The organism is Arthrobacter sp. MSA 4-2 (assembly GCF_016405885.1).
Classification (GTDB): Bacteria; Actinomycetota; Actinomycetes; order Actinomycetales; family Micrococcaceae; genus Arthrobacter_D.
This window is the reverse complement of the sequence record NZ_JAEKGC010000005.1, coordinates 35981-49987: the sequence shown is the minus strand read 5'-3', so window position 1 is coordinate 49987 and position 14007 is coordinate 35981. Positions and strand designations below refer to the sequence as shown.

The 14007-nt window shown below is 68.5% G+C and carries 14 protein-coding genes; 4 read left to right on the top strand and 10 right to left on the bottom strand.

What is annotated here, in order from left to right; all coding sequences use genetic code 11:
• Window positions 1-20: 20 nt before the first annotated feature.
• The 3 genes from I6N91_RS06930 (at window position 21) to disA (ending at window position 3931) form a co-directional block, all read left to right on the top strand.
• Window positions 21-1145 carry an aromatic acid exporter family protein gene (locus I6N91_RS06930; RefSeq protein ID WP_198811876.1) on the top strand — a complete coding sequence of 375 codons (1125 nt, stop codon included), beginning with the start codon at window positions 21-23 and terminating at the stop codon, window positions 1143-1145.
• 87 nt (window positions 1146-1232) lie between these two features.
• Window positions 1233-2615, top strand: a complete 1383-nt coding sequence (radA, locus tag I6N91_RS06925) for a DNA repair protein RadA (RefSeq protein ID WP_159801925.1) — start codon at window positions 1233-1235, stop codon at window positions 2613-2615.
• Between the two features lie 239 nt (window positions 2616-2854).
• Window positions 2855-3931, top strand: coding sequence for a DNA integrity scanning diadenylate cyclase DisA (gene disA / locus I6N91_RS06920; RefSeq protein WP_198811875.1), 1077 nt, complete (start codon window positions 2855-2857; stop codon window positions 3929-3931).
• A 30-nt stretch (window positions 3932-3961) separates the two neighbouring features.
• Here the strand turns inward: disA and I6N91_RS06915 are convergent, their stop codons facing one another.
• Window positions 3962-4597 (bottom strand): hypothetical protein, encoded by a 636-nt coding sequence (locus tag I6N91_RS06915; protein ID WP_198811874.1) that lies wholly within the window; start codon window positions 4595-4597, stop codon window positions 3962-3964.
• 84 nt (window positions 4598-4681) lie between these two features.
• Here I6N91_RS06915 and I6N91_RS06910 point away from each other — a divergent pair, with 84 nt between their 5' ends.
• A complete protein-coding gene (locus I6N91_RS06910; RefSeq protein WP_198811873.1) occupies window positions 4682-5629 on the top strand; it encodes an A/G-specific adenine glycosylase in 948 nt (315 codons plus the stop codon).
• Window positions 5630-5737: 108 nt separating this feature from the next.
• Here I6N91_RS06910 and dhaM read toward each other — a convergent pair whose 3' ends face one another.
• The 9 genes from dhaM to lysS form a co-directional block, all read right to left on the bottom strand.
• Complete coding sequence (dhaM, locus tag I6N91_RS06905) at window positions 5738-6487, bottom strand: dihydroxyacetone kinase phosphoryl donor subunit DhaM (RefSeq protein ID WP_198811872.1); 750 nt, start codon at window positions 6485-6487, stop codon at window positions 5738-5740.
• Window positions 6484-7125: a dihydroxyacetone kinase subunit DhaL gene (gene dhaL, locus I6N91_RS06900; RefSeq protein ID WP_198811871.1), complete on the bottom strand. Its 642-nt coding sequence runs from the start codon at window positions 7123-7125 to the stop codon at window positions 6484-6486. The genes dhaM and dhaL overlap by 4 nt, the downstream gene beginning before the upstream one ends.
• Before the next feature lie 2 nt (window positions 7126-7127).
• On the bottom strand, window positions 7128-8129 hold the full coding sequence (dhaK, locus tag I6N91_RS06895; RefSeq protein WP_133404363.1) for a dihydroxyacetone kinase subunit DhaK: 1002 nt from the start codon (window positions 8127-8129) through the stop codon (window positions 7128-7130).
• Between the two features lie 219 nt (window positions 8130-8348).
• Complete coding sequence (locus I6N91_RS06890) at window positions 8349-8531, bottom strand: CsbD family protein (protein ID WP_120165832.1); 183 nt, start codon at window positions 8529-8531, stop codon at window positions 8349-8351.
• 130 nt (window positions 8532-8661) lie between these two features.
• Window positions 8662-9171, bottom strand: a complete 510-nt coding sequence (locus I6N91_RS06885; protein ID WP_198811870.1) for an amino-acid N-acetyltransferase — start codon at window positions 9169-9171, stop codon at window positions 8662-8664.
• A gap of 111 nt (window positions 9172-9282) precedes the next feature.
• Window positions 9283-11790: an ATP-dependent Clp protease ATP-binding subunit gene (locus tag I6N91_RS06880; RefSeq protein WP_198811869.1), complete on the bottom strand. Its 2508-nt coding sequence runs from the start codon at window positions 11788-11790 to the stop codon at window positions 9283-9285.
• A 98-nt stretch (window positions 11791-11888) separates the two neighbouring features.
• Window positions 11889-12215, bottom strand: a complete 327-nt coding sequence (locus I6N91_RS06875) for an Lsr2 family protein (RefSeq protein WP_120166428.1) — start codon at window positions 12213-12215, stop codon at window positions 11889-11891.
• 79 nt (window positions 12216-12294) lie between these two features.
• A complete protein-coding gene (locus I6N91_RS06870) occupies window positions 12295-12510 on the bottom strand; it encodes a hypothetical protein (RefSeq protein WP_198812053.1) in 216 nt (71 codons plus the stop codon).
• Between the two features lie 4 nt (window positions 12511-12514).
• Window positions 12515-13969 (bottom strand): lysine--tRNA ligase, encoded by a 1455-nt coding sequence (gene lysS / locus I6N91_RS06865; RefSeq protein WP_198812038.1) that lies wholly within the window; start codon window positions 13967-13969, stop codon window positions 12515-12517.
• Window positions 13970-14007 lie beyond the last annotated feature (38 nt).

The window sequence follows — 14007 nt, the reverse complement described above, 5'->3', positions numbered from 1 at the left end:
TCCTATGCGAAACTGAACCCATGCCCCGCCGAGGAATTTCCGCTGCAACAGCCTTCCTGGGCAACCGGAGCCGGGTCGGGTTCAAGCGAAGCTCCAACTCGGTCCTGATGGCGCTGCAGATTACGGTCTGCGCCGTGGGCGCCTACGCCTTCGCGGAGCAGGTGCTCGGCCACGACGGCCCCCTGTTCGCCGCGACCTCCTCAATGATCGCCCTCGGGTTCTCAAGCGATCCCCGCCTGCGCCGGGTGCTCGAGGTGGGGCTCGGATGCACCCTGGGCATCGCCCTGGGCGACGTGCTCCTCGCGCTGCTGGGGACCGGCATCTGGCAGGCGGCCATCGTCCTGTTCGTCTCGATCCTGCTGGCGCGGTTCCTCGACAGCGGCACCATCTTCACCACCCAGCTGGGCCTGCAGTCGCTGCTGGTCGTCCTCCTGCCCGCACCCGAGGGAGGGCCGTTCACCCGCAGCGCCGACGCCGTCGTCGGCGGGCTGTTCGCGCTGATCATCACGATGCTGGTGCCGCGGGACCCCCGCCGAGCGCCGAAATCCGAGGTGCAGGACCTCCTTGAGGAGCTGGCCGCGGTGCTGCGCGAGGACGCGGACGCGCTCTCCCGCAGCGACTCCACCCTGGCCTGGCATGCCCTGGTGCGCGCCCGGAACACCCAGCCACCCCTGGACGCGCTGATGAAGAGCCTGCGGGCAGCCCAGGAGGTCGCCCTGATCTCCCCCGTCCAGCGCCGGCACCGCGACGAACTTGGCTCCCTTGAGCGCTCAATCGAGGCGATCGACCTGGCGGTGCGCAACAGCCGCGTCTTCTCGCGGCGGCTGACCTCCGTGATCAACCACGCCGCGCTGAGCGATGAGGCCATCGCCTCCCTGAGCCACGCCCTTGAGGACACTGCGGATGCCGTCACAGTGCTCGCCCGAGGTCTTGCCGGTTCCCACCCCGCGGAGCGGCGGTTGAACCTCCGCTCCGCCCGCAACGACCTCGCGGCGGTCGCCACCCAGCTCCACCCGGCCAAGCTGAACGTGTCGCGGCTCGAGGGTGAGGGGCTGATCCTGCTGTTCCGCCCCCTCGTTGTGGACCTCCTCCAGGCGTCGGGACTCACCCACGACGAGGCGGCTGGGTACCTTCCCCGGCTCTGACCCGGAGGCGGCGCCGGTCCGAATGTCAGTGCGGGTCCGAATGTCAGTGCCGGCTCGAATGTCCGGGGGCGCCGCTAGGCTGAGGGGATGGCAACAAAGACAGCAGCTGCGCGCTCCGGACGCGGCACCACCCCCACCTACCGGTGTGCCGAGTGCGGCTGGACGACGGCGAAGTGGGTCGGCCGGTGCGGGGAGTGCCAGGCCTGGGGCACGGTCGAGGAGACCGGCCAGCCGGTGGCCCGCACCACGGCGGCGGCGGTTGTCACCCAGGTGGCCCAGCGCATCGCCGACGTCGATGCCACCACCGCCGCTTTCCAGGCCACGCGCATCGACGAGCTGGATCGGGTGCTCGGCGGCGGGCTTGTCCCCGGGGCCGTCATCCTGCTGGCCGGTGAACCCGGAGTGGGCAAGTCGACCCTGCTGCTTGACGTCGCGGCCCGGGTGGCCCGGCTGGGACGGGATGTCCTCTATGTCACCGGCGAGGAGTCAGCTGCGCAGGTGAAGCTGCGCGCCGAGCGGATAGCGGCCGTCGCCGACACCCTCTACCTCAGCGCCGAGACCGACCTTGGCCAGGCGCTGGGCCAGGTCGAGAAGATCCGCCCGGCCCTGCTGATCGTCGACTCCGTGCAGACCCTCAGCAGTGCGGCCGTCGACGGTTCCGCCGGAGGCGTGACGCAGGTTCGCGAGGTGGCCGCATCCCTGATCAACGCCGCCAAGTCAACGAATATGACCACCCTGCTGGTGGGCCATGTCACCAAGGACGGCTCGATCGCCGGGCCGCGCCTCCTTGAGCACCTCGTCGATGTTGTGTGCCAGTTCGAGGGCGAGCGGCACTCGCGCCTGAGGCTGCTGCGGGCGGTGAAGAACCGGTACGGACCAACCGACGAGGTCGGCTGCTTCGACCTGACGGACGCGGGCATCGAGGGGCTCGCCGACCCGAGCGGCCTTTTCGTCTCGCGGACCAAGGACCCGGTCTCGGGAACCTGCATCACCGTCACCCTCGAGGGACGGCGACCGCTGCTCGCCGAGGTCCAGGCGCTGCTGGCCGAATCGGCCAACGCGCAGCCGCGGCGGGCCACCAGCGGTCTTGACAGTGCCCGGGTGGCCATGCTGCTCGCCGTGCTTCAGCAGCGCGCCTCGCTCAGCCTGTCCAAGGACGACAGCTATGTGGCGACGGTCGGCGGGGTGAAACTCTCCGAGCCGGCCACCGATCTCGCCGTCGCCCTGGCCGTGGCGTCGGCCAAGACCAACCAGCCGCTGCCGGCCCGGCTGATCGCCTTCGGGGAGGTCGGGCTGGCCGGCGAGGTGCGGCCGGTGCCGGGAATCTCGCGGCGGATCCACGAGGCTGAAAGGCTCGGCTTCACCCACGCCGTCGTCCCGGCCTCCCCCAATGGACCCGGGCCGGTCCCCAAGGGCTTCACTGTGCGGGAGGTCTCTACCCTCACCGAGGCACTGGCACTGATCTTCTAGGCCGGTCCAGGCGCGCCGCTCTCACGGCTTCCTGCGCGGCGGCGCCGGGTCCCCGGACGTCCGCCGGGGCCGGCGGGAACTGGCCGCGGGCGAACACCGACACCGGAAAATCCGGGCGCGCCCACTAGTATTGTGATCGGCTGCGTGGAATTTCCGTGCCCGCCTCGGCCCGGCGCCACTTCCCGGGCCACCCCACCACGCGGTCCCCAACGGCGCGCGGACGCTGAAAGGATGGCACGATGCCCCGTAGCCCCGAGGACGCCCTCAAGGCCACCCTGGCCCGGGTCGCACCCGGAACGCAGCTGCGCGACGGACTCGAACGGATCCTCCGCGGCCGGACCGGTGCGCTGATCGTCCTGGGCTTCGACCGGACCATCGACTCCATCTGCTCCGGCGGCTTCGACATCGGCATCGACTTCTCCCCGACCCGCCTGCGCGAGCTCGCGAAGATGGATGGGGCCATTGTCTGCGACCGGGATGCGAGCAATATCCTGAGGGCCGCCGTCCAGCTCGTGCCGGACAGCACCATCCCGACTCAGGAGTCGGGCACCCGCCACCGGACCGCCGAGCGGGTGGCGATCCAGACCGGCGTTCCGGTGATTTCCGTCAGCCAGTCGATGCAGATCATCGCCCTGTACGTGAACGGGCTGAGGCACGTCCTGGAGGGGTCGGAGCCGGTGCTCGCCCGCGCCAACCAGGCCCTGGCAACCCTCGAGCGGTACCGTGCCCGCCTCGACCAGGTCACCAACTCCCTGTCGGCCCTGGAGATCGAGGCCATGGTCACCGTGCGGGACGTCGCCATCACCCTGCAGCGCCAGGAGATGGTCCGGCGGATCTCCGAGGAGATCTCCCAGTATGTCCTTGAGCTCGGGGTGGACGGACGCCTGCTGTCGCTGCAGGTGGAAGAACTCACGACGGGCCTCGGGCCGGGCAGTGAAATGGTCCTGCGCGACTACATGGATCCCAGCAGCAACGGCGCCTCCCCCGAGGAGCGGGTGGCCACCCTCCAGAATTTCAGCTCCACCGACCTGATCGACCTCGGGACAATCGCCAGCGTCCTCGGGTTCAACCCCTCGACCGATTCCCTCGACGCCGTCGTCCAGCCCAAGGGATACCGGCTGCTCTCGGGCATCAAGGCCGTGCCGCCCGCCGTAGCGACCCGGCTCGTCGACCACTTCGACGGCCTCCAGAACCTGATGGCCGCCAATATCGAGGACCTGATGGCGGTCGACGGCATCGGTGAACAGCGGGCCCGCACCGTGCGCGAGGGCCTTTCCCGCATCGCCGAGACGTCGCTGCTCGACCGGTTCATGTAGCCGGCCGGCCCGGCGCCAGTCCCGGTCGGGTTACTCGAGGACGAAGGTGGCCGGAGGGCTGGTCCGGCTCCCGAGTTTCGTGGTCAGGGTGTAGGTGCCGGGGCCGGGTGTTGCCTCGACGGCCTCGCATCCGGGCATGCTGCGGATCCGGTCCCAGGTGAAGGACGCCTTTTCCTCAGCACCGGGGGCGATGTCCTTCAGGAGGTCCTCCGAGCCGTCCTGGCAGTCGACCGACGAGAAGATTCGGTCTGAGGCGCTCGTGACCTGGAACTCCATCTGGGAGGTGCCGACATTGACCTTGCACGGCGCGTCGCCGTCATTGCGGACCACCAGGGTGAAGGCGGGTTTCTGCTCCCGCCCGTAGGTTCCCGCGTCGGTGACCGCCTCGACGGACACCGACTTCTCGTCGCATTTCGCCGCTGGGGCGGGTTTGGATGGCGCAGCGGAGGCCGTCTCCTGGGCTGCCGGGGCGGAACCGGCCTTCGCCGCCGGGGTGTTCCCGGCGAGGGCGTCGGCGACGAACTTGGCGCCGACCGCCAGCCCTGCGATCACGAGCAGTGCCAGAATTGCGGCTACCAGCCGCCGTCTGCGGTAAACGGCCGGGCTTGGTCGGCGCGGCGGGTACCCGGAGCTTCCGGAAAGGCGCTGACTGCCTGCTGATTCCATGGTCCAAGGCTAGGGATTCCGCGCCGATTGCCGGAGGCACCACGCCGGTCAGTAGAGTAGGAAGAATTGTTCTCAGGAGTTCGAATGTTTTCTCGGCGGGACCTTCCAGCCCTGCACCGGTCCGTCATTGAGTGGTTTGATTCAGCTGCCCGGGACCTTCCCTGGCGCAGCCCGGACCGCTCCGCGTGGGGCGTGCTGGTCAGCGAGGTGATGCTGCAGCAGACGCCCGTGGTGCGGGTGCTTCCCGTCTGGGAACAGTGGATGGCCCGCTGGCCCTCCCCCGCGGACCTCGCCGCCGCGGCCCCCGGTGAGGCGGTGCGGCACTGGGGACGGCTTGGATACCCGCGCCGCGCCCTGCGCCTGCATGCGGCGGCCGCGGCTCTCGTCGACCGCCACGGCGGGGCCGTCCCGGAAACCTATGGAGAACTGCTGGCACTGCCCGGAGTGGGAAGCTACACAGCCGCCGCGGTGGCGGCCTTCGCATTCGGGCAGCGCGAAAATGTCGTGGACACCAATATCCGCCGCGTGCACGCCCGCGCCGTCACCGGCAGCGCCCTGCCCGCGCGCTCCCTGACCGCAGCGGAAATGCGCCTTGCCGCCGACCTGCTCCCGGCGGAGCCCGCCGAGTCGGTGCGCTGGAACGCCGCAGTGATGGAACTCGGGGCGCTCGTGTGCACTGCGCGGAGCCCGGGGTGTGAGCAGTGCCCGCTGCGGACTTCCTGTGCCTGGCTTGCCGCGGGCCGCCCCGCCGCCGAGTATGTCCCGAAGGGCCAGGCGTGGGCGGGAACCGACCGCCAGGTCCGCGGGGCGGTCCTGGCGGTGCTGCGCGAGGCCGAAGGCCCGGTGGTTCGGGACGTGCTGCTGAGCGGGCCCGTCGACCTCGGGGTGGGCGGGGAGGGCCCCCTGTCCGCGGCGCTCTCCCGGCTGCACGGGCTGGGGGCACCCGAGAAACAGCGCGGGCGAGCCCTTGCGGGCCTGCTCGACGACGGCCTGGCCGAGGAGACAGCAGCCGGAATTCAGCTGCCCGCGTAGGAAATCCCGGCGCCGGACAGCGCCGGTCCGGTGGCGTGGGACCCGCCCTGGCGCCGGCCGCTGCCGACGCAGCCGGTCCTGACGCAGCCTGTCCCGATCCCGTGAGTCCTAGTGCTGCGGGTCCTGGTTCATTTCACCGAACCCGTCCTCCACGGCCGCTCCGATCAGTTCGATGGCCGCCTCCGCGTCAGGTCCCACCGCCCGGGCGCTCACCGTCTTGCCCTTGCCCAGCCCAAGGCTCATCAGGAGCATTACCGACTTGCCGTCGATGCCGTTGACTGTAACCTCCGCATCGAGGTCGGTCAGACCCCTGGCAAGGACCGCAGCAGGACGGGCGTGGAGGCCCATGTCGTTGGGGAGGACCCAGGATCCGCTGGCCGACGGCCCCTCGGGAGCCGGGGCCCTGGTGGCTCCGGGTGCGGCGGCCGACCGGCTCACGAAGGGTTCGAGGGCCTCGGGCCGGATGGAGACAACGGCCTCCTCGGCCGCGCGCAGGACTTCCTCGATCGAGCCGCCCGCCTGCGCCTGCACCGCTGCGGCAACCGCCCCCTCGACGAGGGCGGCGCTGGCGAGGCGCACCGTGGCGCGCTCGTCCTCATCGAGGAACTCGAGCGCCATTTCGGCGGTCATTACGGCCGAACCGAGGTCGGTGAGGATGACCACCCCGTCCCCCTGACCGGCTTTCGTGATGGCGTCCGCAACCTTTTCGAAGCTTGTCCCGATCCGTGCCGCCCCGCCGCCGGCGTCAGTTCCCCCGGCCGGGACCAGGCGGACGTCCGCGGCCATCTGGGCGGCGAGCTCGCATACCCCCTCCGCGATCTTGGCACTGTGGGAGACGATGACCAGGCCAACGCTCATCCGGGCTCCCCGGCGGCCTCGGCCGCGGCCGCGAGGATCAGGGCCGTCGACACGGCACCGGGATCGCGGTGGCCGGCGCTGCGCTCCCCGAGGTAGCTGGCCCGGCCCTTGCGCGCCACCAGCGGATCGGTGGCCACGGCACCGGCCTGCGCCGCGTTGGCGGCCGCGGCGAGGACCGCACCCGCCGCGGCACCGGCGGAGGCAGCCGTCGCCGCGGCCTCCACCGCCGGGGTCCACGCGTCGATCATTGTCTTATCGCCGCTTTCGGCCTTGCCGCGGGCGACGATTCCGTCCCGGGCGGCAGAAAGCATGGCCACGACGGCGTCGGGCTGTGCCTCCGCCGCGTCGCCGAGGGAGGTCGCCGCACGCAGCAGTGCCGTGCCGTACAACGGCCCGGATGCTCCCCCGACCGTTGACATCAGGGTCATCGCCGCGGCCTTGAGCACCTCGGCCGGAGTGGCCGGCGGCGGGCCGGCGTCGAGCTTGGCGACGACCGCGGCGAAGCCCCGATCCATGTTCTCGCCGTGGTCGGCGTCGCCGATCGCGCGGTCAAGCTCCATCAGCTTCGTCCGGTTCTCGGCGACCGCGCGCGCGGCGGCGCGCAGCCACTCCTGGGCCCATCCGGCGTCGAGCGCCACGCCTAGACCCCCCACCGCAGCGCGGCGGTGGAGACCGGGGAATCCCACAGGGTGATCATCTCGTCATCGAGCTTCAGCACCGTCAGCGAGGCGCCCTCCATCTCGAGGGCGGTGATGTAGTTGCCCACGAGGGACCGCTCCACCGTGACCCCGCGCTCCTTCAGGAGGGCGACGGCCTTGCGGTAGACGATGTAGAGCTCGCTGGCGGGGCTACCGCCCATGCCGTTGACCATCAGCAGGACCCGGTCCCCCGAGCCGAGGTTGAGGTCGGCCGTGATCGGCTCGAGCAGGCGCGTGGTGATGCCGTCGGCGTTCTCCATGGCGATGCGGTGCCGGCCCGGCTCGCCATGGATTCCAATGCCGATCTCGATCTCATCCTCGGCGAGGTCGAAGCTGGGGACCCCGGCGTGGGGGACGGTGCTCGGCGCGAGCGCGGCGCCCATGGAGCGCACATTGTCGATCACCCGCTGCGCCACCGCGGTGACCGCCTCGAGGTCGTCGCCGCGTTCGGCCGCGGCGCCGGCGATGCGCTCGACGAAGACCGTCCCGCCGACCCCGCGGCGCCCGGCGGTGTAGAGGGAGTCCTCGACCGCGACGTCGTCATTGACGAGCACGGAACGGACCTCAACGCCTTCGGCCGCTGCAAGTTCGGCGGCGGTTTCGAAGTTCAGGACGTCGCCGGTGTAGTTCTTGACGATGTGGAGCACGCCGGCCCCGCCGTTCACTGCTGTGGTCGCGGGCAGGATCTGGTCGGGCGTCGGCGAGGTGAACACCGCCCCGGGTACCGCGGCGTCGAGCATTCCGCGCCCCACGTACCCGGCGTGGAGGGGCTCATGGCCGCTGCCTCCGCCCGAGACCAGGCCCACCTTGCCTTGGACGGGCGCGTCCTTGCGCACGACGAAGAGCGGATCGGTATGGACGGTGACCAGGTCGGCGTGGGCGAGGCCGAAGCCCTCCACGGACTCGTTGACGACGGCCTTGGGGTCATTGATGAGCTTTTTCACGAGGGTACGCTCCTTCTCGGCTGGGCGAGGTTTTGGCCCGGCTGCCCCCTGTGGACCGCACCGGCCACGATGAACGATACCCGGTGGCAGGGCCCATTCCTATAGCGGTTTTTCCACTTCCCTGCCGTGAGATGCGGTTAAACAACCGCGGGAGAGGCCCCTTTGCTGGGCGCTCTCCCGTGGCCGGGCCGGATGCTGCGATCCGGGCCGTGCAGTTCTCTAGCGGTCGCCCTTCTTGAAGGCGTCCTTAATGTTCTCGCCGGCATCCTTCAGGCTTGCCTTGGTCTGGTCCTTGTGGCCTTCGGCCTCGAGGTTCTGGTCGCCCGTCGCCTTACCGAGACCTTCCTTGATCTTGCCACCCAGGCCTTCGCCTTTGTTTCCGATCTTGTCATCCAGTCCCATGATTAGACTCCTCTTCCCTCGGCATTCGGGCCCCGGTTCCGGGAAACCCAACCGCACCGCGAGCGATGCTAAGCACTCTTACTATATCGGGGTGGAGCCGCCCTGACCACCTCTAGCCGGACGGAACCGCCTAGAGCATGCGGATCATGCGCGTGTTTCCCAGGGTGTTCGGCTTCACCCGGGCCAGGTCGAGGAACTCCGCCACGCCTTCGTCGTGGGAGCGCAGGAGCTGCGAATACACCTCCGGGTCCACCGGCGACTGGTCCTTCATCACCTCGAAGCCGCGCTTGCGGAAAAACTCGACCTCGAAGGTGAGGCAAAAGACCCGCCGGACTCCGAGGTCGGCGGCATCGGCGAGGAGCCGCTCCACCAGGGCCGTTCCCACGCCGCGGCCCTTCGCCGATTCGGCGGTGGCGAGGGTGCGCACCTCGGCGAGGTCCTCCCACATCACGTGGAGCGCCCCGCAGCCGAGCACCGTGCCGTCGGGGTCTTCGGCGATGCGGAACTCCTGGAGACCCTCGTAGTAGGCCACCGTCTCCTTGGCGACCAGGACCCGCTCGTCGGCCAGCGGCGCCACCAGGGCGCGGATGGCGCCGACGTCGGAGGTGCGGGCGGGACGGATGCGGAAGGACGGGCTCACCCGCACCAGTCTACAAAGCGCCCGGCGCACCGGGGACCGATGCGGCCTGCCCCGGGCGCGCGAAAGGCCCGCCCCGGTCTCCCGGGGCGGGCCTTTCGATACTGCGGAATGTTACTCGGGGACGGTCGCCTCGATGGCGGGCGGGGCGTCCTCGATGGCCTTCGGCTCGCCGTGGCCGACGAAGGTGAACTTCGCGTCGACGCCTTCGCCCTCGACGTCGACCTCCACCCGCTCCCCCGACTTGAGGTCGCCGAACAGGATCTTCTCGGACAGCTGGTCCTCGATCTCGCGCTGGATGGTGCGGCGCAGCGGCCGCGCACCCATCGCGGGGTCGTAACCGCGCGTTGCCAGCAGCACCTTGGCCGCAGGAGTCAGCTCGATCGTCATGCCCTTGTCCGCCATGCGCTTGCCGAGGCGCTCGAGGAACAGGTCCACGATCTCCACGATCTCGCTCTGGGTCAGCTGCGGGAACACCACGGTGTCGTCGACGCGGTTGAGGAACTCGGGCCGGAAGTGCTGCTTGAGCTCCTCGGTGACCTTCGCCTTCATCCGGTTGTAGCTGGTGTTGGTGTCGGTGCCCGACTGGAAGCCGGTCATGACGCCCTTGGAGATGTCGCGGGTTCCAAGGTTAGTGGTCATGATGATCACGGTGTTTTTGAAATCCACCATGCGGCCCTGGCTGTCGGTCAGGCGGCCGTCCTCAAGGATCTGCAGCAGCGAGTTGAAGAGATCGGCATGCGCCTTCTCCACCTCGTCGAACAGCACCACGGAGAACGGCTTGCGGCGGACCTTCTCGGTCAGCTGCCCGCCCTCTTCGTATCCGACGTAACCCGGAGGGGCGCCGAAGAGGCGCGAGACCGTGTGCTTCTCGGAGTACTCGGACATATCGAGGGTGATCAGGGCATCCTCGTCGCCGAAGAGGAACTCGGCGAGCGCCTTGGCCAGCTCCGTCTTGCCGACGCCGGTGGGGCCGGCGAAGATGAAGGAACCGCCCGGACGCTTGGGATCCTTGAGGCCGGCCCGCGTACGGCGGATGGCCTGGGAGATCGCCTTGATCGCCTCGTTCTGGCCGATGACCCGCTTGTGCAGCTCATCTTCCATGTGCAGCAGGCGTGAGGACTCGGCTTCGGTGAGCTTGAAGACCGGGATGCCCGTGGAGTTCGCAAGCACTTCGGCGATCAGTTCCTCGTCGACCTCGGCGATGTCGTCGAGTCCGCCCGACTTCCAGCGGCGTTCCTTGTCGGCGCGCTGGTCGTGGAGCTTCTGCTCCTTGTCGCGCAGCGACGCGGCACCTTCGAAATCCTGGGCGTCGATCGCCGATTCCTTCTCGCGGCGCACGTCGGCGATCTTGTCGTCGATCTCCTTGAGCTCCGGCGGGGCGGTCATCCTGCGGATGCGCAGCCGGGCACCGGCCTCGTCGATCAGGTCGATCGCCTTGTCCGGAAGGAACCGGTCGGAGATGTACCGTTCGGCGAGGGTCGCCGCGGAGGCAAGGGCGCCGTCGGTGATCGAGACACGGTGGTGTGCCTCGTACCGGTCGCGCAGCCCCTTGAGGATCTCGATCGCCAGGGCCACGGAGGGCTCGGCGACCTGGATCGGCTGGAACCTGCGCTCGAGGGCGGCGTCCTTCTCGATGTGCTTGCGGTACTCATCGAGGGTCGTGGCGCCGATGGTCTGCAGCTCGCCGCGGGCGAGCATGGGCTTCAGGATCGATGCCGCGTCGATGGCGCCCTCGGCGGCACCCGCACCCACAAGGGTGTGGATCTCGTCGATGAACAGGATGATGTCGCCGCGGGTGCGGATCTCCTTGAGCACCTTCTTCAGCCGCTCTTCGAAGTCGCCACGGTACCGGGAACCGGCCACGAGCGACCCGAGGTCGAGCGTGTAGAGCTGCTTGTCGCGGATCGTCTCCGGGACGTCCCCGCGGACGATCGCCTGGGCAAGGCCCTCAACGACGGCGGTCTTGCCGACGCCGGGCTCACCGATCAGCACCGGGTTGTTCTTGGTGCGCCGGGAGAGGACCTGCATGACGCGCTCCATCTCCTTCTCGCGCCCGATCACCGGGTCGAGTTTGGATTCACGCGCGGCCTGGGTGAGATTGCGCCCAAACTGGTCGAGCACGACTGAACCCGCCGGAGTTCCCTCCTGCTGCTGGCCGCCGGCAGCGGCCGGCTCCTTGCCCTGGTAGCCCGACAGCAGCTGGATGACCTGCTGGCGGACCCGGTTGAGGTCGGCCCCAAGCTTCACCAGGACCTGGGCGGCAACGCCCTCACCCTCACGGATGAGGCCGAGCAGGATGTGCTCCGTGCCGATGTAGTTGTGGCCAAGCTGCAGCGCCTCCCGCAGGGAAAGCTCGAGCACCTTCTTGGCGCGGGGGGTGAAGGGGATATGGCCGGACGGGGCCTGCTGGCCCTGTCCGATAATCTCCTGGACCTGCTCTCGCACAGCACCCAGGGAAATGCTGAGTGACTCCAAAGCCTTGGCGGCAACACCCTCACCCTCATGGATGAGGCCAAGCAGGATGTGCTCGGTGCCGATGTAGTTATGGTTGAGCATGCGGGCCTCTTCCTGGGCCAACACGACAACTCGACGGGCACGATCTGTAAATCTCTCAAACATGAGACACACTCCTAGCTAACGCGTAACTCGATGCTACGTGTACCCGCACAGGAATTGGGGCGTGTTCGCCACAGGCGAGAATATGCGGAACGGCCCGCTCAGCGCTGGGCGGCGCGGTACGCCTCCACGATTTCGCTGTTCACGCGGCCCCGGGCGGATACGTTGTATCCGTTTTCCTTCGCCCATTCACGGATCTGCGCCGCTTCCTGGTTCCGGGCGGGGGCGGCACTGGCGCGCTGCTGCTTGGAGGAGCTGCTGCGCCGGGCCGAGGAGATGTAGGTTCCCAGCGCCGAACGCAGTTCCTTCGCGTGGGCCTCCGAGAGGTCGATCTCGTACTGGACTCCGTCGAGGCCAAACCGGACGGTTTCGTCGGCCTCGCCGCCGTCTACGTCGTCAATGAGGATGATTTTCACTTTCTGCGCCACCATGAGCTCCTGAATTAGTGCGTGTGTGCGAATATCCCCTAATTAGATTATGGCGCACGCTCAGGATGCCGTCAAAAAATTACTTCGTTGAATTAGTTCCGTCGATATCCGGCCCGGACTCCGGGCCGCTGGTTTCAGTTGGTTCATCTCGGGAACGATCTTCCTCCCCACGAAGTTCCCGGGCCCGGGACATCGCTTCCCGCTCGGACCGGTCGGCATTGAGGATGGTTCGCATCACAAAGTAGAAAAGAACGGCGAGGGTGGCCGAAGGAAGGAGCACTTCGAGGTATTCCATGGGCTCAGCCCGCTTCCGGCTTCAAAAGGGGAAAGAGGATGGATTCCCGAATTCCGGTATTGGTGAAAAGCATCACGAGGCGGTCGATGCCGAGCCCGATGCCGCCCATGGGCGGGGCGCCGTACTCGAGGGCCCGCAGGAAGTCCTCGTCGAGCTGCATGGCCTCCTCGTCGCCGGCCGCGGCCCGGCGCGACTGCTCGGTGAGCCGCTCGCGCTGGATCACCGGGTCGATCAGCTCCGAGAAGGCGGTGCCGCGTTCCATGCCGCCGATGATCAGGTCCCACGCCTCGATCAGGCGCGGGTTGCTCCGGTGGGGCCGGGCGAGCGGCTGGGCGGAGGGCGGGTAGTCGAACACGAAGGTGGGCTGGATCAGGGTCGGCTCGACGAGTTCCGAGAACAGCTCAAGGACAAGCTTTTCGGCATCCCAGGCCGGGTCGACCGACACTCCACGCTCGTCGGCGATGCGCATCAGGATCGCCGCATCGGTCTCCGGCGTGATCTCCTGCCCCACAACCTCCGACAACCCGGGGTAGACCCCGAGCCACCTCCACTCGCCGTCGAGGTCAATGGTCCCCTGGGGTGTTTCGATGGTGCGCATCCCCAGGACGTCGGCGCAATTCAGAATCATTTCCTTCATCCGCTCGGCCATTCCGAACTGGTCGGTGTAGGCCTCGTAGGATTCGAGCATGGTGAATTCCGGGCTGTGCGTCGAATCGACGCCCTCATTCCGGAAAATCCGGCCGATCTCGTACACCCGGTCAATTCCGCCCACGACCGCCCTTTTGAGATAAAGCTCGAGCGCGATGCGGAGGGTCATTTTCTGGTCGAAGGCGTTCAGGTGGGTTTCGAACGGCCGCGCGGTCGCCCCGCCGTGGACCAGCTGGACAATGGGAGTTTCAACTTCGATGTAATCGTTGGCGTGCAGGGTTTCGCGCAGGGTGCGGGTGATGGCAGCGCGGGTGCGGACCATGCTGCGGGCTTCCTCGCGGACCATCAGGTCGACGTAGCGCTGCCGGACGCGGGTCTCCTCGTTGACTCCGGCGTGAAGGGTGGGCAGGGGGCGCAGAGCCTTGGACGCCATGGCCCAGCTCTCTGCCATCACCGAAAGTTCGCCGCGCCGCGAGCTGACGACCTCCCCCTGGACCTGGACGTGGTCTCCGAGGTCGACCAGTGCCTTCCACTCGGCGAGCTGCTCTTCACCGACGACGGCGAGGCTGAGCATCACCTGCAGCCGGGTTCCGTCACCCTCCTGCAGGGTCGCGAAGGCGAGCTTGCCGGTGTTGCGGATGAAGACGACGCGTCCCACCACGGAGACCAGGGTGCCGGTGGCCTCGTCGGGTTCAAGGCCCGGGAACGCTGCGCGGATCTCGGCGAGCGAGTGGGTGCGTTCGGGCTTGACCGGATAGGGCTCCCTGCCGCTTTCGATCAGGCGGGCACGCTTCTCGAGGCGGATCCGCATCTGCTCGGTGAAGTCGTCGGCGGAGAGGCCATCAAGGG